The 16,728-nt window shown below is 75.2% G+C and carries 18 protein-coding genes; 12 read left to right on the top strand and 6 right to left on the bottom strand.

Features of this window, described 5'->3' with window-relative positions:
* Positions 1 to 39: 39 nt before the first annotated feature.
* On the bottom strand, positions 40 to 570 hold the full coding sequence (locus tag IE118_RS18490) for a gamma carbonic anhydrase family protein (protein WP_189559043.1): 531 nt from the start codon (positions 568 to 570) through the stop codon (positions 40 to 42).
* Positions 571 to 684: 114 nt separating this feature from the next.
* Between IE118_RS18490 and IE118_RS18485 the strand changes: the two genes are divergently transcribed.
* From IE118_RS18485 to IE118_RS18475, 3 genes are all read left to right on the top strand, one after another.
* Positions 685 to 1,482 carry an acyltransferase gene (locus IE118_RS18485; RefSeq protein ID WP_189559042.1) on the top strand — a complete coding sequence of 266 codons (798 nt, stop codon included), beginning with the start codon at positions 685 to 687 and terminating at the stop codon, positions 1,480 to 1,482.
* 144 nt (positions 1,483 to 1,626) lie between these two features.
* Positions 1,627 to 2,199, top strand: coding sequence for an XRE family transcriptional regulator (locus IE118_RS18480; RefSeq protein ID WP_189559121.1), 573 nt, complete (start codon positions 1,627 to 1,629; stop codon positions 2,197 to 2,199).
* 43 nt (positions 2,200 to 2,242) lie between these two features.
* Entirely contained in the window at positions 2,243 to 2,821 is a 579-nt protein-coding gene (locus tag IE118_RS18475) for a YbaK/EbsC family protein (RefSeq protein WP_189559041.1), read from the top strand.
* A gap of 4 nt (positions 2,822 to 2,825) precedes the next feature.
* Here IE118_RS18475 and IE118_RS18470 read toward each other — a convergent pair whose 3' ends face one another.
* A complete protein-coding gene (locus IE118_RS18470; protein ID WP_189559040.1) occupies positions 2,826 to 3,893 on the bottom strand; it encodes a cation diffusion facilitator family transporter in 1,068 nt (355 codons plus the stop codon).
* A 71-nt stretch (positions 3,894 to 3,964) separates the two neighbouring features.
* Here IE118_RS18470 and IE118_RS18465 point away from each other — a divergent pair, with 71 nt between their 5' ends.
* Positions 3,965 to 4,324: an ArsR/SmtB family transcription factor gene (locus IE118_RS18465; protein ID WP_189559039.1), complete on the top strand. Its 360-nt coding sequence runs from the start codon at positions 3,965 to 3,967 to the stop codon at positions 4,322 to 4,324.
* Positions 4,325 to 4,347: 23 nt separating this feature from the next.
* Here the strand turns inward: IE118_RS18465 and IE118_RS18460 are convergent, their stop codons facing one another.
* The gene (locus IE118_RS18460) at positions 4,348 to 4,755 is read right to left on the bottom strand and encodes a CoA-binding protein (RefSeq protein WP_189559038.1); all 408 of its coding nucleotides are present in this window, start codon (positions 4,753 to 4,755) and stop codon (positions 4,348 to 4,350) included.
* Positions 4,756 to 4,871: 116 nt separating this feature from the next.
* Here IE118_RS18460 and IE118_RS18455 point away from each other — a divergent pair, with 116 nt between their 5' ends.
* From IE118_RS18455 to IE118_RS18435, 5 genes are all read left to right on the top strand, one after another.
* Positions 4,872 to 5,654 carry a hypothetical protein gene (locus IE118_RS18455; protein ID WP_373303197.1) on the top strand — a complete coding sequence of 261 codons (783 nt, stop codon included), beginning with the start codon at positions 4,872 to 4,874 and terminating at the stop codon, positions 5,652 to 5,654.
* Entirely contained in the window at positions 5,651 to 6,193 is a 543-nt protein-coding gene (locus IE118_RS18450; RefSeq protein ID WP_189559036.1) for a SixA phosphatase family protein, read from the top strand. The genes IE118_RS18455 and IE118_RS18450 overlap by 4 nt, the downstream gene beginning before the upstream one ends.
* Before the next feature lie 40 nt (positions 6,194 to 6,233).
* Positions 6,234 to 6,860: a YigZ family protein gene (locus IE118_RS18445; protein ID WP_189559035.1), complete on the top strand. Its 627-nt coding sequence runs from the start codon at positions 6,234 to 6,236 to the stop codon at positions 6,858 to 6,860.
* Between the two features lie 118 nt (positions 6,861 to 6,978).
* Complete coding sequence (locus IE118_RS18440) at positions 6,979 to 8,142, top strand: exonuclease SbcCD subunit D (protein WP_189559034.1); 1,164 nt, start codon at positions 6,979 to 6,981, stop codon at positions 8,140 to 8,142.
* On the top strand, positions 8,139 to 11,135 hold the full coding sequence (locus IE118_RS18435) for an AAA family ATPase (RefSeq protein WP_189559033.1): 2,997 nt from the start codon (positions 8,139 to 8,141) through the stop codon (positions 11,133 to 11,135). The genes IE118_RS18440 and IE118_RS18435 overlap by 4 nt, the downstream gene beginning before the upstream one ends.
* Positions 11,136 to 11,139: 4 nt before the next feature.
* Here the strand turns inward: IE118_RS18435 and IE118_RS18430 are convergent, their stop codons facing one another.
* The gene (locus IE118_RS18430; protein ID WP_189559032.1) at positions 11,140 to 11,586 is read right to left on the bottom strand and encodes an Lrp/AsnC family transcriptional regulator; all 447 of its coding nucleotides are present in this window, start codon (positions 11,584 to 11,586) and stop codon (positions 11,140 to 11,142) included.
* A gap of 94 nt (positions 11,587 to 11,680) precedes the next feature.
* Between IE118_RS18430 and IE118_RS18425 the strand changes: the two genes are divergently transcribed.
* Together IE118_RS18425 and IE118_RS18420 are read left to right on the top strand one after the other, a co-directional pair.
* Positions 11,681 to 12,157 carry a rhodanese-like domain-containing protein gene (locus tag IE118_RS18425; RefSeq protein WP_189559031.1) on the top strand — a complete coding sequence of 159 codons (477 nt, stop codon included), beginning with the start codon at positions 11,681 to 11,683 and terminating at the stop codon, positions 12,155 to 12,157.
* 124 nt (positions 12,158 to 12,281) lie between these two features.
* A complete protein-coding gene (locus tag IE118_RS18420) occupies positions 12,282 to 13,127 on the top strand; it encodes an SDR family oxidoreductase (RefSeq protein ID WP_189559030.1) in 846 nt (281 codons plus the stop codon).
* A gap of 18 nt (positions 13,128 to 13,145) precedes the next feature.
* Here IE118_RS18420 and IE118_RS18415 read toward each other — a convergent pair whose 3' ends face one another.
* Positions 13,146 to 14,834, bottom strand: a complete 1,689-nt coding sequence (locus IE118_RS18415; protein WP_189559029.1) for a DUF885 domain-containing protein — start codon at positions 14,832 to 14,834, stop codon at positions 13,146 to 13,148.
* Positions 14,835 to 14,866: 32 nt separating this feature from the next.
* On the bottom strand, positions 14,867 to 15,358 hold the full coding sequence (locus tag IE118_RS18410) for an Lrp/AsnC family transcriptional regulator (protein ID WP_189559028.1): 492 nt from the start codon (positions 15,356 to 15,358) through the stop codon (positions 14,867 to 14,869).
* Positions 15,359 to 15,429: 71 nt separating this feature from the next.
* On the opposite strand from IE118_RS18410, the gene IE118_RS18405 reads away from it, so the two are divergent.
* Positions 15,430 to 16,605 (top strand): trans-sulfuration enzyme family protein, encoded by a 1,176-nt coding sequence (locus IE118_RS18405; RefSeq protein ID WP_373298367.1) that lies wholly within the window; start codon positions 15,430 to 15,432, stop codon positions 16,603 to 16,605.
* The last annotated feature ends 123 nt before the right edge of the window (positions 16,606 to 16,728 follow it).

The following is a 16,728-nucleotide window of genomic DNA, read 5'->3' as shown; positions in this document are numbered from 1 at the left end:
CGCGGGCGGACGCGCGACCTCCTCGCGCCGCCCGCGGACCTATGCCCCGTGCTCGCCTCGGTGGACCCCGGCGAGTTCCGCGTACATCGTGCCGTTCAGCGTGAGCCCTTCCCGCTCCTCCGCCGTCAGTTCCCGCCGGACCTTCGCGGGCACTCCCGCGACCAGCGACCCCGGCGGTACCTCCATGCCCTGCGGCACCAGCGCCTGAGCGGCGACCAGCGACCCCGCGCCGATCACCGCACCGTTCAGCACGGTCGCGCCCATCCCGATCAGGCAGTCGTCGCCCACGGTCGCCCCGTGCACCACGGCGTTGTGCCCGATCGACACCCGCTCACCCACGCGGACGGGGAACCCCGGATCGGCGTGCAGCGTGCAGTTGTCCTGCACGTTGCTGTTCGCGCCGACGGAGATGCCCTCCACGTCGCCGCGCAGGACCGCCCCGTACCAGACGCTCGCGCCGGCGTGCAGGGTCACGTCCCCGACCACGGACGCCGTGGGCGCCACGAAGGCGTCCGGATCCACGTGCGGCTCCCTGCCGCCGATGCCGGTGATCAGCGCGCGGTGCGTCATCGCACCCTCCTCCTCAGACGTGGTGGACACCCCGCACCGTACGGCAACGAGGTGGGGTGAAGATCACAGGGGCACCGGCCCGTCGGCGCCCTGCCCGCCGACTACGGTGAGCGGGTGCCGAAGCGCAAGAACACGTTCTCGTCCTGGCCGCGCCGCCTCGCTCAGCGCGCGGTCCACGCGGGCTGGGCCTGGGTGCAGCGCACGGGATCGGTGACGGCCGAGCACCCCGGCCGCTTCCGCTTCGCCGCCATGGGAACGGGTACCAGACTGGCCTTCCCGCTCGGCACGGTCTTCGGGGAGCCGTGGATCCGGATCGGCGCGCACTGCATCGTCGGCGAGCAGGTCACCCTCACCGCCGGCCTGATGCCCGGCCTCGACCTCGGGCCCGAGCCGATCCTGCGCATCGGCGACGGGGTCGTCCTGGGCCGCGGCAGCCACGTCATCGCCGACACCACCGTCACGATCGGCAGCGACTGCTACTTCGGGCCGTACGTCTACGTCACCTCCACCAACCACTCCTACGACGATCCGCACGAGCCCATCGGCAAGCAGTGGCCGCGGATGGAGCCGGTGGAGATCGGCCCCGGCTGCTGGATCGGCACCGGCGCCGTGATCCTGCCGGGAGCGCGTGTCGGACGGAACGTGGTGGTCGCCGCGGGCGCGGTGGTCCGCGGCACGGTGCCCGACCACGCCGTGGTCGCGGGCGCCCCGGCCCGGGTGGTGCGCCGCTGGACGCCCGCCGACGGCTGGCAGCCGCCACTGCGCACCCCGGCGCCCGTGCCGATTCCGGAGGACGTCACACCGGAGCAGTTGCGGGCGCTGTCGCTGCTGGACGAGGAGAGCGTGGCCCGGCTCGCCGAGCTGGACACGGAGGCACCGGCCCGGCTCGCCGAGGCCGAACCCGGGAGCTGACCGCCTCCGGCGTCCGGTCGCCGCCGGCACCGGCCCCGCTGCCACGGGGGCGCCCCGCAGTACAGTGCGGTGGACGACGGGGTGCACCGGTCCGTAGTCGATGCGCATGCTGTCATTCACCGTGTGGAACCGAACGGATGGAACGTGTCGGACCTCGACCTGCTGACCCGGTCCCTGGCGCGCAACGTCAAGCGCTGGCGCACCGAACGCGGCTTCACCCTCGACGTGCTCGCGGCGCGGGCGGGTGTCAGCCGCGGCATGCTGATCCAGATCGAGCAGGCCCGCACCAACCCGAGCATCGGCACCGTCGTCAAGATCGGGGACGCGCTCGGGGTCAGCGTCCCCACCCTGCTCGACTACGAGCAGGACCCCAGGGTCCGCATCGTCCCCGCCGACCGGGCCGTCAGGCTGTGGCACACCGAGGGCGGCAGCTTCAGCCGGCTGCTCGCCGGCACGGAGGCGCCGGGTCCCCTGGAGATGTGGGACTGGCGGCTCATGCCGGGCGAGAGCAGCGACTCCGACCCGCATCCGGCCGGCACGGTCGAACTCGTCCACGTCACCGCGGGCGAGCTGACCCTCACCGTCGACGGGGCGGAACACCGGGTGCCGGCCGGAGCCAGCGCTTCCTTCGAGGCCGGCGCGTCCCACACGTACGGCAACCGGGGCGACGAGCCGATGGAAATGATCATGTTCGTGTCGGTGCCGCCCGTGCGCTGAGACGCACCTCCGGCGGCGGTCGGACCGCTGTTACGGTGCGGCCATGCGCGCACCCATCGGAGACTTCGGCCACGCCACCCCCGCCCCCGAGTGCCTCGACGAGCTCACCGCCCCGGTCGCCGCGGCCGTCCGCGCCTGGAGCGGCGGCGTCCCCGCCTGGAGCGGCGGCGTCCCCGCCGACCGGCTCCTCTACGTCGACACGGACCCCCGGTGGGCGGACACGGCCGTCTTCGTCGAACACTACGGCCGGGACCTGCTGGAACGGTCGGCGAACTGTGTGGTGGTCGCGGGCAGGCGCGGCGGCGACAGCACGCTCGCCGCGTGCGTCGTGCTCTCCACCACCCGGCTCGACGTCAACGGCGTCGTACGCCGTCACCTCGGCGCCCGCAAGGCGTCCTTCGCCCCGATGGACACGGCGACGGGGGAGACCGGGATGGAGTACGGCGGCATCACCCCGATCGGGCTGCCGGGCGACTGGCCGGTACTGGTCGACGCGGCCGTCGTGGACCTGCCGTACGTCCTCGTCGGCAGCGGGCGCAGGCGCGGCAAGCTGCTCGTGCCCGGCAAGGCGTTCGCCGAGCTGCCGGGAGCCGTCGTCCTCGAGGGGCTCGGGACGGCCTGACAGGTCAGCCCGCGGTGTGGTGGGCCAGCGGCAGATGCGGATCCGCTCCGCCCGGAACCGGTTCCGGGTCGGCGTGGACCAGGGCCGCGGTCAGCCGGGGGACGGCGTGCAGCAACGCGTGCTCGGCGTCCACCGCGACACGGTGCGCCTCCCGCACCGTGGCCTCGCCGTCCACCACCACCGCCACCTCCGCGCGCAGCCGGTGACCGATCCAGCGCAGCCTCAGCTCGCCCACCCCGCGCACCCCCGGGACCGTGGTCAGCGTGCGCTCGGCCAGGTCGACCAGCCGGGGGTCCACCGCGTCCATCATCCGCCGCAGCACCTCCCGCGCGGCGTCCCGCAGCACCAGGACGATCGCCGCCGTGATCGCGAGCCCCACCAGCGGGTCCGCGTACCGCCACCCCAGAGCCGCCCCGCCGGCGCTCAGCAGCACGGCCAGTGAGGTGAACCCGTCCGTCCGGGCGTGCAGCCCGTCGGCGACCAGCGCGGCCGAGCCGATGGACCGTCCGACGCGGATGCGGTAGCGGGCCACCCACTCGTTGCCCGCGAAGCCGACCAGGGCCGCGGCGGCGACCACCGGCAGATGGTCCACCGGACGCGGGTCCAGCAGCCTGGCGAGCGCGGTCCAGCCCGCGAAGGCCGCGGACGCGGCGATGGCCAGCACGACGACGAGTCCGGCCAGGTCCTCGGCGCGCCCGTAACCGTAGGTGAAACGGCGGTCGGCGGGGCGCCGGCCCAGCAGGAAGGCGATGGCCAGCGGGACGGCGGTGAGGGCGTCGGCGGCGTTGTGCACCGTGTCGCCGAGCAGCGCCACCGAACCGGAGAGGGCCACCACGGCTGCCTGCGCCAGCGCCGTCACGCCGAGCACCGTCAGGGATACCCACAGGGCGCGCAGGCCCCTGGCCGACGACTCCAGGGCCGGGTCGAGCCGGTCGGCGCCGGCGTGCGAGTGCGGGGTGAGGAACCGGAGGAGACGGTGCCGCGGTGACGTCGGGCGGTGCGGGTGGTCGTGCGGGTGGTGCGCCTGGTCGTGCGGGTGGTGCGGGTGGTCGTGGCGGTGCCGGTCGCTCACGGGCGTCCCCTTCCGCTGTCCTGTGGAGCGCGAGGTGGACGTCAGCGGGTCCACGGAGCCATTATGTGCGTATGAGCGCACGCATGCACCTGTCGGCCGCGGACGAGGCGCATCCGCATCCTCCCGGCGAGGAGCAGTTCGCACTCGCGGCCGAGCTGCTCGCCCTGCTCGGCGACCGCACCCGGCTCGCCCTGCTGCACGCCCTGGCGGGCGGTGAGGCCGACGTCACCACGCTCACCGAGGCCTGCGGGGCCGCGCGGCCGGCGGTCAGTCAGCACCTGGCGCGGCTGCGTCTCGCGGGACTGGTGGACACCCGGAAGGAGGGCCGCCGGGTGGTCTACTCCCTGCGCGACGGCCATCTGCGGCGACTGGTCGACGAGGCGCTGAACGTCGCCGACCACCGGATCGGGGACCGGCCCCCGCACGACTGACCGGTCCGCGCCCCCGCGGGGACCTAGGCGAGCCGGGGTATCTCGATCGCCGGGCAGCGGTCCATCACCATCTCCAGGCCCGCCGCACGCGTGCGCGCGTAGGCGGCCTCGTCGACGACGCCGAGCTGGAACCACACCGCCCGGGCGCCCCTGGCCACCGCCTCGTCGGCGACGGCCCCGGCCAGGTCGCTGTTGACGAACACGTCCACCACGTCCACCTCGAAGGGGATGTCCGCCAGCGAGGCGTAGCCCCGCTCGCCGTGCACGGTCTCCGCCTTGGGGTGCACCGGCACCACGCGCTTGCCGAACCGCCGGAGCACCTCGGCGACCCCGTAGGCCGCGCGCTGCCGGTTCGACGACAGGCCCACCACGGCCCAGGTGTCACCGAGCCCGGTGAGGATCTTCCGGACCGTCGCCTCGTCGCCGTACACCCTGGGCCTCCCGGCAGTCGTGAGAAAGCTGTCGCCTCCACAACGAAGCGGGGCGCGCCGTGATTCCCGCCACCCGGCGCGGGATCCGGGCACGGCGCCCCGAAAAGCGCGGCCAGATACCTGCGTACGCCCGCTCGCGCGCCTACGCTCACCTCGTGCTGCGCATCACCGACGCCCGTACCGGCGAATCCGTCGACGCCGCCCCCGCCCGGCGGGGCCTGACCCGGGTCGAGGCCCACGCCGAGGGTCCCGATCCGACCGGCCTGCGCGTGCTGCTCGTCGCCGACCTGCTCGTACGCGCCCTGGAGCTCGGCGGCACGCCCGTCTGGGCGCTGCTCACCGGCGAGCGGCAGCGGGCGGAACTCCGGGCGGCGGGCGCCGCGCTCGGCGTCCGCCCCTTCGAGGACGGCGGCGACACCGGCGCGGGACTGGGCGAGGCGCAGGTGCTGCACGTGGTGGGGGAGGGCGGCGCACCCCCCGGCGGCGGCGCACCCCCCGGCGGCGTGCGCGTCGCCGTGGCGGCCGTGCGCTGGGAGGCTCCCGGCCCGCCGGGCGACACCGACCCCGCCGTCCTGCGCCTGGCCCTGCTCACGCACTCCGCGAGCACCCCCGTGACGGTCGACGCGGCCGCCCTGGGCGACGCCCGCGACACCCTCGCCCGCTGGCGCCGCGCGGTCGCCGGCTGGGCGCACCGGCCCTCCCGGCCCGTCCCCGACTCCGTCCGCGGCGACCTGCGCTCGGCGTGGGAGGACGACCTGGACACGGCCGGCGTGCTGCGCGTGCTGCGCGCGGTGGAGCAGGACCCGGACCTGCCGGAGGGCGCCCGCTTCGAGACCTACGCCTACGCCGACCGCCTCCTCGGCCTCGACCTCACCCATGACGTGGGATCCCCGGCATGATCGAACGCGCCGGCGCCGGACCGCTGCGCCGCCTGGTCGTCCTGCGCCACGCCAAGTCCGCCCGGCCGGAGGGCGTCACCGATCACGAACGCCCCCTCGCCGCGCGCGGCGACCGGGACGCCCCCGCCGCCGGACGCGCGCTCGCCGACGCCGACTGCCTGCCGGGCCTCGCCCTGTGCTCCACCGCCGTCCGCGCCCGCCGGACCTGGGAACTGGCCGCCGCGCAGTGGGGCACGCCCCCGCCGGTCCGCCACGACCCGCGCCTCTACCATGGCGAGGTCCCCGACCTGCTGGCCGTGATCCGCGAGGCGCCCGCCGAGGTGGAGACGCTGCTGCTGGTCGGCCACAACCCCGGTCTGCAGGAACTCGTCCTCACCCTGGCCGGCGACGGCCTCGACGACACCCTGGACCGGGTGGGCGCCAAGTTCCCCACCTCCGCGATCGCCGTGCTGTCCTGGCGCGGCGCCGCATGGCGCGACCTCGCCCCGCGCACCGCCCTGCTGACCTCGGTGACCGTGCCCCGCGGCCGGAACCGGTAGCCGCGGCATCCGCCCGCGCGGCGGCGCATAGGCTGGCCGGATGCAGGACGAGTACCGCACCGTCGCCCGCGCGGGCGTGCACGAGACCGAGATCAACCGCTCCCGCTTCCTGTGCGCTCTCGCCCCGGCGGCCACCGAGCAGGAGGCGCAGGAGTTCATCGCCGCCGTCCGAAAGAAGCACGCCGACGCCACCCACAACTGCTTCGCCTACGTCATCGGCGCCGACGCCTCCATCCAGAAGGCCGCCGACGACGGCGAACCCGGCGGCACCGCCGGCGTCCCCATGCTGCAGATGCTGCTCCGCCGTGACATGCGGTACGTCGTCGCCGTCGTCACCCGCTACTACGGCGGCGTCAAGCTCGGCGCGGGCGGACTCATCCGCGCCTACGGCGGCGCCGTGGGCGAGGCGCTGGACAGCCTCGGCACCCTCACCCGGCGCCGCTTCCGCCTCGCCACGGTGACCGTCGACCACCAGCGGGCCGGGAAGGTCCAGAACGACCTGCGCGCCACCGGACGCGAGGTGCGCGACGTCCGCTACGGCGAGGAGGTCACCCTCGAGATCGGCCTCCCCGACGCCGACGTGCCCGCCTTCCGCGCCTGGCTCGCCGACACGACCGCCGGCACGGCCGGGTTCGAACTGGGCGGGGAGGCGTACGGGGACGCGTGACCGTCAGGACATATCTTATTAAGTGGCACATAACGGGCAAAACGGCACCGGGTCATGACGGAGCGATACGGGAGTAACCGCCCGTGCTGTCGGACCCGGCGGTTACGCTGCGGGAATCATGAGACTGCTGCACACTTCCGACTGGCACCTCGGCCGGTCCTTCCACCGGGTCGGCATGCTCGGGGCCCAGGCCGAGTTCCTCGCCCACCTCGTCACCACCGTGCGTGAGCACGACGTGGACGCGGTGGTCGTGTCGGGAGACGTGTACGACCGCGCGGTGCCCCCGCTCGCCGCGGTGGAGCTGTTCGACGACGCCCTGCACCGCCTCGCCGACCTCGGCGTGCCGACGGTGATGATCTCCGGCAACCACGACTCGGCCCGGCGCCTCGGCGTCGGCGCCGGACTCATGGGGCGGGCGGGCATCCACCTGCGGACCGAGCCGGCCGCGTGCGGCACCCCGGTGGTGCTGTCCGACGAGCACGGGGACGTCGCCGTCTACGGGCTGCCCTACCTGGAACCCGCGCTCGTCCGGGACGAGTTCGGGGTGGAGGGAGCCGGACACGAGAAGGTGCTCACCGCCGCCATGGACCGCGTCCGGGCGGACCTCGCGGGCCGGGAGGCCGGAACCCGCTCCGTCGTCCTCGCCCACGCCTTCGTCACCGGCGGCGAACCCAGCGACAGCGAACGGGACATCACCGTCGGCGGGGTCGCCGCCGTGCCCGCCGGGGTGTTCGACGGCGTGGACTACGTGGCGCTGGGCCACCTGCACGGCTGCCAGACCCTCACCGACCGCGTCCGCTACTCCGGGTCGCCGCTGCCGTACTCCTTCTCCGAGGCCGCCCACCGCAAGACGATGTGGCTCGTCGACCTGGCCGCCGACGGGGCCGTCACCGCCGAGCGGATCGACTGCCCCGTGCCGCGCGCGCTGGCCCGGATCCGCGGCACCCTGGAGGACCTGCTCGCCGACCCCGCCCTGGCCCCGCACGAGGAGGCGTGGATCGAGGCGACGCTCACCGACCCGGTCCGGCCGGCCGACCCGATGGCGCGGCTCACCGAGCGCTTCCCGCACACCCTCAGCCTCGTCTTCGACCCGGCCCGCACCGCCGACGACCCCGGCGTCTCCTACGCCCGCCGTCTCGCCGGGCGCGACGACCAGCAGATCGCCGAGGACTTCGTCGCCCACGTACGCGGCGCCGGCCCCGACGCGCACGAACGGGCGGTCCTGCGGGACGCCTTCGACGAGGTCCGGGCGCACGACGCGGTCGCGGAGCCGGCGCGATGAGACTGCACCGGCTGGACATCACCGCCTTCGGCCCCTTCGGCGGCACCCAGAGCGTCGACTTCGGCGAGCTGTCCGCCGCGGGCCTGTTCCTGCTGCACGGCCCCACCGGCGCCGGCAAGACCTCCGTCCTCGACGCCGTCTGCTACGCCCTGTACGGCTCCGTCCCCGGGGCCCGGCAGAGCGGCCAGGGCATGACGCTGCGCAGCGACCACGCCGCCCCGGGCACGCGCACCCAGGTCACCCTCGAACTCACCGTCGCCGGACGCCACCTGGAGATCACCCGGCAGCCGCCCTGGGAGCGCCCCAAGAAGCGCGGCACCGGCACCACCCTGGACAAGGCCCAGACCTGGCTGCGCGAACGCGACGCGGTCGCGGGAACGTGGAAGGACCTCAGCCGCTCACACCAGGAGATCGGCGAGGAGATCACCCAGCTCCTCGGCATGAGCCGGGAGCAGTTCTGCCAGGTCGTCCTGCTGCCGCAGGGCGACTTCGCACGGTTCCTGCGCGCCGACGCCGAAGCGCGCGGCAAACTGCTGGGCCGCCTCTTCGACACCCGCCGCTTCGCCGACGTCGAGAAGCGCCTCGCCGAGCGCAGGAGAGCCACCGAGGCCCGGGTGCGCGAGGGCGACGCCGACCTGCTGGCCGACGCCCACCGGATGCAGCAGGCCGCGGACGGCGGCATGGAGCTGCCGGAGCTGACGCCTGGCGAACCGGGACTGGCCGGGGCCGTGCTCACCGCCGCCGCCGTCGCCCGCAGCACCGCGCGCGAACAGCTCACCGTCGCGCACTCCCGCCTCACCGCCGCCGAGTCCGCCCAGACCGCCGCCGACCGCGCCCTGGAAGGCGTCCGCGAACGGGAGCGGCTGCAACGCCGGTACGCCGAGGCGCGGGACCGGGCGGCACGACTGGAGGAGAGCTCCGCGGCCCACCGGGAGGACCGCCTCCGCATGGAGCGGGCCCGCAAGGCGGAGATCGTCGGCCCCGCCCTGGAACTGCGCGACGCCGCCGACACCGAGCACCGGCGCGCCGCACACGCCGAGACGCGGGCACGTGCCCTGCTCCCGGCGGCCCTCGCCGACGCGGGAGCGGCCGGGCTCGCGGGCGCCGCCCGCCGGGCCGCCGAGGAACTGGGCGGTCTGGAGGCGGCCCGCCGCGCCGAACGGCGCCTGACCGAACTCCACGGCGAACGCGCCGACCTGGACCGGCAGGAACGCGCCGACGACGACATCCTCCAGGACACCGAGACCTGGCTCGCGGACTGGGAGGAGACCCGCTCCGGCCTCCAGACCCGCATCGAGTCCGCCCAGCAGGCCGCGACCACCGCCCGGGAACTCGCCGTGCGGATCGACCCCGCCCGGCAGCGGCTCGACGCGGCGCGCACCCGCGACCGGCTGGCCGAGGAGACCAGCACCGCCGCCGAACAGGCCGACGCCGCCCGGGAGGACGCCCTCGCGGCCCAGCAGCGCTGGCTCGACCTCAAGGAACAGCGGCTCAACGGCATCGCCGCCGAACTGGCCGCCGGCCTCGCCGACGGATCCCCCTGCGCCGTCTGCGGCGCCACCGAACACCCCGCCCCCGCCCGCAAGGTCGACGGCCACGTCGACCGCGAGACGGAGGAGCGGGCGCTCGCCGACTACCGGGCCGCGGACGCGCGGCGCACCGAGGCCGAACAGCGGCACGCCACCGTCCGGGAGGCACGGGCCGCCGCGAGCGCCGAGGCCGGTGACACCCCCACCGGGGAACTCGCCCGAGCCGTCGTGGAACTGGAGCGGCAGCACACCCTGGCCCGGGACGCCGCCTCCGCGCTGCACTCCGCGCAGGAACGGCTGCGCGCCGCCGAACGGGAACACGGACTGCGGATCACCGCCCAGCGCGAGGCTGCCGTCCGGACCGCCTCCCGCGTCGGCCACCGCGAGCGCCTGGACCGGGAACGCGCGGCGCTGGAGGAGGAGCTCGCCCGGGCGCGCGGGGACGCCCCCAGCGTCGCCGACCGCGCCGCCCAGCTGGAGCAGCGTGCCGCACGGCTCACGGAGGCCGCCGACGCCGCCCGAGCCGCCGGGGAAGCCGCCCGGCGGCTGAAGGAAGCCGACGCCCGTCTCGCCGACGCCGCCTTCCGCGCGGGCTTCGACACCCCGCAGGCCGCCGCCGACGCCCTCCTGGACGACGCGGCCCACCGGGAACTCCAGCACCGCCTGGACGCCCGGCAGCACGAGGAGGCCACCGTGCGGGCCGTCCTCGCCGAACCGGGGACGGCGGCCGCCGCGCAGCAGCCGCCCGCCGACCTCGCCGCGGCCCGGCGGGCGGCGCAGGACGCCGGCCGCCGGGTGCGCGAGGCCGCCTCCGCGCGGGACGCCGCCGCCCGGCGCTGCGCGGAACTCGACCGGCTGTCCGCGCGGACCGCCGCCTCGATACGCCGGCTGGGTCCCCTGCGCGAGGAGTACGACCGGGTGGCCCGCATGGCGGGTCTGGCCGCCGGCACCTCCGCGGACAACGAACACCGGATGCGCCTGGAGTCGTACGTCCTCGCCGCCCGGCTGGAACAGGTCGCCGCCGCCGCGACCGTACGGCTGCACCGCATGTCGTCCGGCCGCTACACCCTCGTGCACTCCGACGGCCGCACCGGCCGCGGCCGCAGCGGCCTCGGACTGCACGTCGTCGACGCCTGGACCGGACGGGAGCGCGACACCGCGACCCTCTCGGGCGGCGAGACGTTCTTCGCCTCCCTCGCCCTCGCCCTCGGACTCGCGGACGTCGTCACCGACGAGGCGGGCGGGGTCCGGCTGGACACCCTCTTCATCGACGAGGGCTTCGGCAGCCTCGACGACCAGACGCTCGACGAGGTCCTCGACGTCCTGGACTCCCTGCGGGAACGCGACCGCAGCGTCGGCATCGTCAGCCACGTCGCCGACCTGCGGCGGCGGATACACGCCCAGCTGGAGGTCGTGAAGACCCGTTCGGGTTCGCGGCTGCTGCAGCGCGCGGCGGGCCGGTGACGTCTCAGCGGCCCAGGGGACGGCGCGGCAGCGGGGACGAGTAGACGACGCTGGTGGTCACCGAGCCGAGCCCGCCGATCCGGCCCGACACCTCCTCCAGATGCCGCATCGACCGGGCGGCGACCTTGATGACGAAGCAGTCGTCGCCCGTCACGTGGTGCGCCTCCAGGATCTCCGGTGTCGCGGCGACGAGGTCGTGGAACGGCTTGTAGTTCCCGGTCGGGTAGCGGAGCCGGACGAACGCCAGGATCGGCAGCCCGAGCCGCTCCGGGTCGACCACCGCCGCGTACCCCCGGATGACCCCGGCCTCCTCCAGACGGCGCACCCGCTCGGTCACCGCGCTCGCGGACATCGAGACGGCGCGGGCGAGTTCGGCGAAACTGGCCCGTCCGTCCCGCTGGAGGACGTCGAGAATGCGCCAGTCGGTGGCGTCCGGTGAATACGCGGTCATCGTCGAGAAGTAGCAGGGCGAATCCCGGCCGATCAAGTCCGACGCCGCTGATTTCCCCTTCAGGGCCGGACTCCGCCGCCGTAGCGTCTTCCCCATGACCACCACCGCCGTGAACCCCGTCCTGCGCGTCGCGCCCGCCTCCCCGGCCGAGGCCGCTGCCCACTTCCGCGCCGGCCTCGCCTTCCACGCCGACGTCGCCGACGTGGCCGCCGCGCTCGCGGCCGGCGGCGACCCCGGATTCGTCCTCGTCGACTCCCGCTCCGCCGAAGCCTGGGACCAGGGCCGTGTTCCCGGCGCGCTGCACCTGCCCACCGCGCTCGTCCCCGAGCGGGCCGCCCGGCTCCTCGATCCGTCGGTGCCCGTGGTGACGTACTGCTGGGGTCCCGGCTGCGACGGCGCGGCCCGCTCGGCACTCGCCCTGGCCGAACTCGGCTACCGGGTCATGGAGATGCTCGGCGGTTTTGAGTACTGGGTGCGCGAGGGCCTGGAGTTCGAGACCCGGCACGGGCGCGAGCGGCACGCCCCCGACCCGCTCACGGCCCCCGCGGGCACCGACGACTGCGGCTGCTGAAGACCCCCGCCGGCGTCACCGGCCGGGAGCAGCACGAGGAGTCCGCGGCGCCCGTCCCCCTCGCCGTCCGGGGAAGGGGAAATCCGCGTGCGCCCGGCCCGGGCGCCGTCCATGATGGGCCATCATGCCCAAGCTTCCGCCCCCCGCCCCACAAGCCCTGCGCCGTGACCCCCTGCCCCTGCGCGGCCGGACCGCGCTGGTCACCGGGGCCAGCCGGCGCGGCGGCATCGGACACGCCGTCGCGCGACGGCTCGCCGCCTACGGAGCCGCCGTCTACCTGCATCACCACGTGCCGCACGACGCCGCCATGCCCTGGGGCGCCGACCGCACCGAGGACGTGATCGCCTCGGTGCGCGAGGCCCTCGGCGACCCCGGCGCACGCGTCGTCGCCGGGCCGGGTGACCTCGCCGACCCGGCGGCCCCCGCGGAACTGCACGCCCGCGCGGTGGAGGCGCTCGGCGGACGGCTCGACATCCTCGTCGCCAACCACGCCCTCAGCGGCTCCGACGGCGACCTCGACACGGTCGACGCCGCCATGCTCGACGCGCACTGGGCCGTCGACACCCGCTCGGTGATGCTGCTCGTCCAGGCCCACGCCCGGCACCGCGCCGCGCTGCCGCCCCGCACCCCGGGCGGACGCGTCGTCATGATGACCTCCGGGCAGGACATCGCCGGCGGCATGCCCGGCGAGATCGCCTACGCCCTCCAGAAGGGCGCGCTCGCCTCCGTCACGCGCTCCCTGGCGACCGCCCTCGCCGCACACGCGATCACCGTGAACACCGTCAACCCGGGCCCGGTGGACACGGACTACCTGAGCGGCGACACCTACGACGCCATCGCCGCCCTCTTCCCCGCCGGCCGCTGGGGCATGCCCGACGACCCCGCCCGCCTCATCGCGTGGCTGGCCACGGACGAGGCGGACTGGATCACCGGTCAGGTCATCGACTCGGAGGGCGGATTCCGGCGCTGATCCGGGCGCCGGCCCGGCTCACAGCGCCGACAGTTCGTCCACCAGGTCGTCCAGGCCCAGCGAGCCCTGCGACAGCGCGGCCATGTGCCAGGCCTTGAGGTCGAAGGCGTCCCCGTGCCGCTCGCGGGCCTTCTCCCGGCCCAGCAGCCACGCCCGCTCACCGAGCTTGTAGCCGATCGCCTGGCCCGGGATCGTCAGGTAGCGCGTCAGCTCGCTCTCCACGAAGTCCGCCGGACGGCTGCTGTGCGCCCCGAAGAACTCCTGGGCCAGCTCCGGCGTCCAGCGCTCACCCGGGTGGAACGGCGAGTCCGCCGGGATCTCCAGCTCCAGGTGCATGCCGATGTCGACGATGACCCGGGTCGCCCGCATCATCTGGGCGTCCAGGTAGCCCAGCCGCTCCTCCGCGTCCGCGAGGAAACCGAGCTCGTCCATCAGCCGCTCCGCGTACAGCGCCCAGCCCTCCGCGTTGGCGCTGACCAGGCCCACCGACGCCTGGTAGCGGGACAGGTCCTCGGCCACGTGCACCCACTGCGCCAGCTGGAGGTGGTGCCCGGGCACACCCTCGTGGTACCAGGTGGACACCAGGTCGTAGACCGGGAAGCGGGTCAGCCCCATGGTGGGCAGCCAGGTGCAGCCCGGCCGGGAGAAGTCCTCCGACGGGGGCGTGTAGTACGGGGCCGCGGCACTGCCCGCCGGCGCGATCCGCGACTCCACCCTCCGCACCCGCTCGGCCAGGTCGAAGTGCGTGCCGTCCAGGGCCTCGATCGCCCGGTCCATCACGCCCTGGAGCCACTCGCGGACCTCGTCCACGCCCTCGATGTGCCGCCCGTGCTCGTCCAGGTGCGCCAGCGCCACCCACGGCGTCGCGGCACCGGGCAGGACCTTCTCGGCCTCCTTCCGCATCTCGCCCAGCAGCCGGTGGTACTCCGACCAGCCGTACGCGTACGCCTCGTCCAGGTCGAGATCGGTGCCGTTGTAGTAGCGGGACCAGCGGGCGTAGCGCTCCCGGCCCACGGCGTCCGGCGCGCCCTCGATCGCCGGGGCGTACACGTCGCGCATCCAGTCCCGCAGCTCCACCACGGCCGCGGTCGCCGCGCGGGCGCCCTCGTCCAGCTCCGCGCGCAGCGCGTCGGGCCCCGCGGCCGCGAAGTCCTCGAACCAGCCGCGCCCCTCGCCCGTGTCCGACCACTCGGTGAGCTGTCCGACGAAGGTCCGTGCCGGGCGGGGCGAGGCGTACAGCTTGCGTTCCAGCCCCAGGGCGAGGGACTCGCGGTAGCCCGCCAGCGCGGCCGGTACCGCCCGCAGCCGCTCCGCGATCGCCGCCCAGTCCTCCTCCGACTCCGCGGGCGTCACGGTGAACACCTCGCGCACCGCCTGCGCGACCGTGCCCAGGTTGCCGACCGAGCGCAGTCCCTCGCCGGCCTCGTGCACGGCCAGTTCCGCGGTCAGCCGCTCGCGCAGCAGCCGCGCGCAGCGGCGTTCGATGTCGCTGTCCGCGCCGGGCAGCCGCTCGGCCTCGTCGAGCCGCGCGAGGGTGGCCCGGCCGAGCCCGGCGAGCGCCTCCTGACCGGCGGGCGAGAGGTCGGGCAGCCGGGAGGAACTCTCCTTCACCCCCAGGAACGTTCCGGTGATCGGATCGAGGGCGATGAGCTCGTCGACGTAGGCGTCGGCGACCTGACGGGGGAGGGCGCTGTTGGTCTGTGACATGCGGACCATCCTGGTACGCGGCCCGCCGCGCGTCACCCCGATTGTGCCGAGGGCGAAGGAGGCAGCATCGGACCGCAGTCCCACCGCTGGAAGATCAGCCGGGTCTCCACCCTTGCCACCTCCCGCTGCGAGGTGAACTCGTCGAGCACCAGCCGCTGCAGATCGGCCATGTCCGCGACCGCCACGTGCACCAGATAGTCGTCGGGACCGGTCAGGTGGAACACGGTCAGCGACTCCGGCAGCGCCCTGATGCGCTCGACGAACGGCCCCACCAGTTCCCGCCGGTGCGGCCTGACCTGCACCGACAGCAACGCCTGCAGGCCCCGGCCCAGCTTGGCCGGATCCAGTTCCAGCCGGTGCCCGAGGATCACGCCGGAGCGGCGCAGACGGGTCACCCGGTCCAGACACGTCGACGGCGCGACCCCGACCTGGGCGGCGAGGTCCCGGTACGTCGTCCGGGCGTCGTTCTGCAACAGCCGCAGCAGATGGAGGTCCACCGGATCCAGTACGACACTTTCAGCCACCTGCCGAACGTAGCACGGGCATCCGTCCCCGGAGCCCGTCCGGTGTTCACCCTCCCGGTATGGACATGGGCATGGACACGCGACGCACCACCAGAGCACTCGCCACCGAGGCCGTGCACGCCGGCCGGGACGACCTCGCCGGACTCGGACTGCACGCCCCGCCGATCGACCTGTCCACCACCTACCCCTCGTACGACAGCCGGGCCGAGGCCGCCCGCATCGACGCCTTCGCCACCACCGGCGCCGAACCGGACGGCCCGCCCGTCTACGGGCGGCTCGGCAACCCGACCGTCGCCCGCTTCGAGACCGCCCTGGCCCGGCTGGAGGGAACCGAGTCGGCGGTCGCGTTCGCCAGCGGCATGGCCGCGCTCAGCGCCGCCCTGCTGGTCCGCGGCTCGATGGGGCTGCGCCACGTCGTCGCCGTACGGCCTCTTTACGGGTGCAGCGACCACCTGCTGACCGCCGGGCTGCTCGGCTCCGAGGTGACCTGGACCGACCCGGCAGGGGTCGCCGACGCGCTGCGCCCGGACACCGGCCTGGTGCTGGTGGAGTCCCCGGCCAACCCCACGCTCGCGGAGATCGACCTGCGGGCCGTCGCCCATGCCTGCGGCTCCGTGCCGCTGCTCGTCGACAACACCTTCGCCACGCCGGTCCTCCAGCGCCCGGCCGAGCACGGGGCGCGGCTGGTGCTGCACAGCGCCACCAAGTACCTCGGCGGTCACGGGGACGTCCTGGCGGGCGTGGTGGCCTGCGACGAGGAGTTCGCGGGACGGTTGCGCCAGGTGCGGTTCGCCACCGGCGGCGTCCTGCATCCCCTGGCCGGCTACCTGCTGCTCCGGGGCCTGTCGACCCTGCCGGTCCGGGTGCGGGCCGCCTCCGCGAACGCCGCGGAGCTCGCCGCCCGGCTCGCCGCCGACCCGCGGGTGGACCGGGTGCACTACCCCCGCATCGGCGGGGCGATGGTCTCCTTCGAGGTGAACGGCGACCCGCACGAGGTGATCGCGGGCGTACGGCTGATCACCCCGGCGGTGAGCCTCGGCAGCGTGGACTCCCTCATCCAGCACCCGGCGTCCATCAGCCACCGCATCGTCGACGCCGACGACCGCCGCGGGGCCGGGGTGAGCGACCGGCTGCTGCGGCTCTCGGTCGGCTTGGAGGACGTCGAGGACCTGTGGGCCGACCTGGACGCGGCCCTGGGGGAGCGGGAGGCGGCGCCGGCCCGCCCGGAGGCCCTGGCCCAGGGCTGAGGCCCCTGGGCTCCGCGACGGCCCGGCGCCGCCCGCCGGGCCGTCGCCCCGGCCGCACCCGGCCGCACCCGGCGGCACCCGGCCGCACCCGGCCGCACCCGGCCGCACCCGGCGGCACCCGGC

This window comes from Streptomyces pilosus (assembly GCF_014649835.1).
Lineage (GTDB): Bacteria > Actinomycetota > Actinomycetes > Streptomycetales > Streptomycetaceae > Streptomyces > Streptomyces pilosus.
The sequence above is the reverse complement of the archived record's forward strand: the minus strand, read 5'-3'. Positions and strand labels throughout refer to the sequence as shown.

What these genes read in the sequence shown, in the direction of transcription:
- IE118_RS18490 (WP_189559043.1), bottom strand. Translation starts at nt 570, where the DNA reads ATGACGCACCGCGCGCTGATCACCGGCATCGGCGGCAGGGAGCCGCAC.
- IE118_RS18475 (WP_189559041.1), top strand. Translation starts at nt 2,243, where the DNA reads ATGCGCGCACCCATCGGAGACTTCGGCCACGCCACCCCCGCCCCCGAG.
- IE118_RS18465 (WP_189559039.1), top strand. Translation starts at nt 3,965, where the DNA reads ATGAGCGCACGCATGCACCTGTCGGCCGCGGACGAGGCGCATCCGCAT.
- IE118_RS18450 (WP_189559036.1), top strand. Translation starts at nt 5,651, where the DNA reads ATGATCGAACGCGCCGGCGCCGGACCGCTGCGCCGCCTGGTCGTCCTG.
- IE118_RS18445 (WP_189559035.1), top strand. Translation starts at nt 6,234, where the DNA reads ATGCAGGACGAGTACCGCACCGTCGCCCGCGCGGGCGTGCACGAGACC.
- IE118_RS18440 (WP_189559034.1), top strand. Translation starts at nt 6,979, where the DNA reads ATGAGACTGCTGCACACTTCCGACTGGCACCTCGGCCGGTCCTTCCAC.
- IE118_RS18435 (WP_189559033.1), top strand. Translation starts at nt 8,139, where the DNA reads ATGAGACTGCACCGGCTGGACATCACCGCCTTCGGCCCCTTCGGCGGC.
- IE118_RS18430 (WP_189559032.1), bottom strand. Translation starts at nt 11,586, where the DNA reads ATGACCGCGTATTCACCGGACGCCACCGACTGGCGCATTCTCGACGTC.
- IE118_RS18425 (WP_189559031.1), top strand. Translation starts at nt 11,681, where the DNA reads ATGACCACCACCGCCGTGAACCCCGTCCTGCGCGTCGCGCCCGCCTCC.
- IE118_RS18420 (WP_189559030.1), top strand. Translation starts at nt 12,282, where the DNA reads ATGCCCAAGCTTCCGCCCCCCGCCCCACAAGCCCTGCGCCGTGACCCC.
- IE118_RS18415 (WP_189559029.1), bottom strand. Translation starts at nt 14,834, where the DNA reads ATGTCACAGACCAACAGCGCCCTCCCCCGTCAGGTCGCCGACGCCTAC.
- IE118_RS18405 (WP_373298367.1), top strand. Translation starts at nt 15,430, where the DNA reads ATGGACACGCGACGCACCACCAGAGCACTCGCCACCGAGGCCGTGCAC.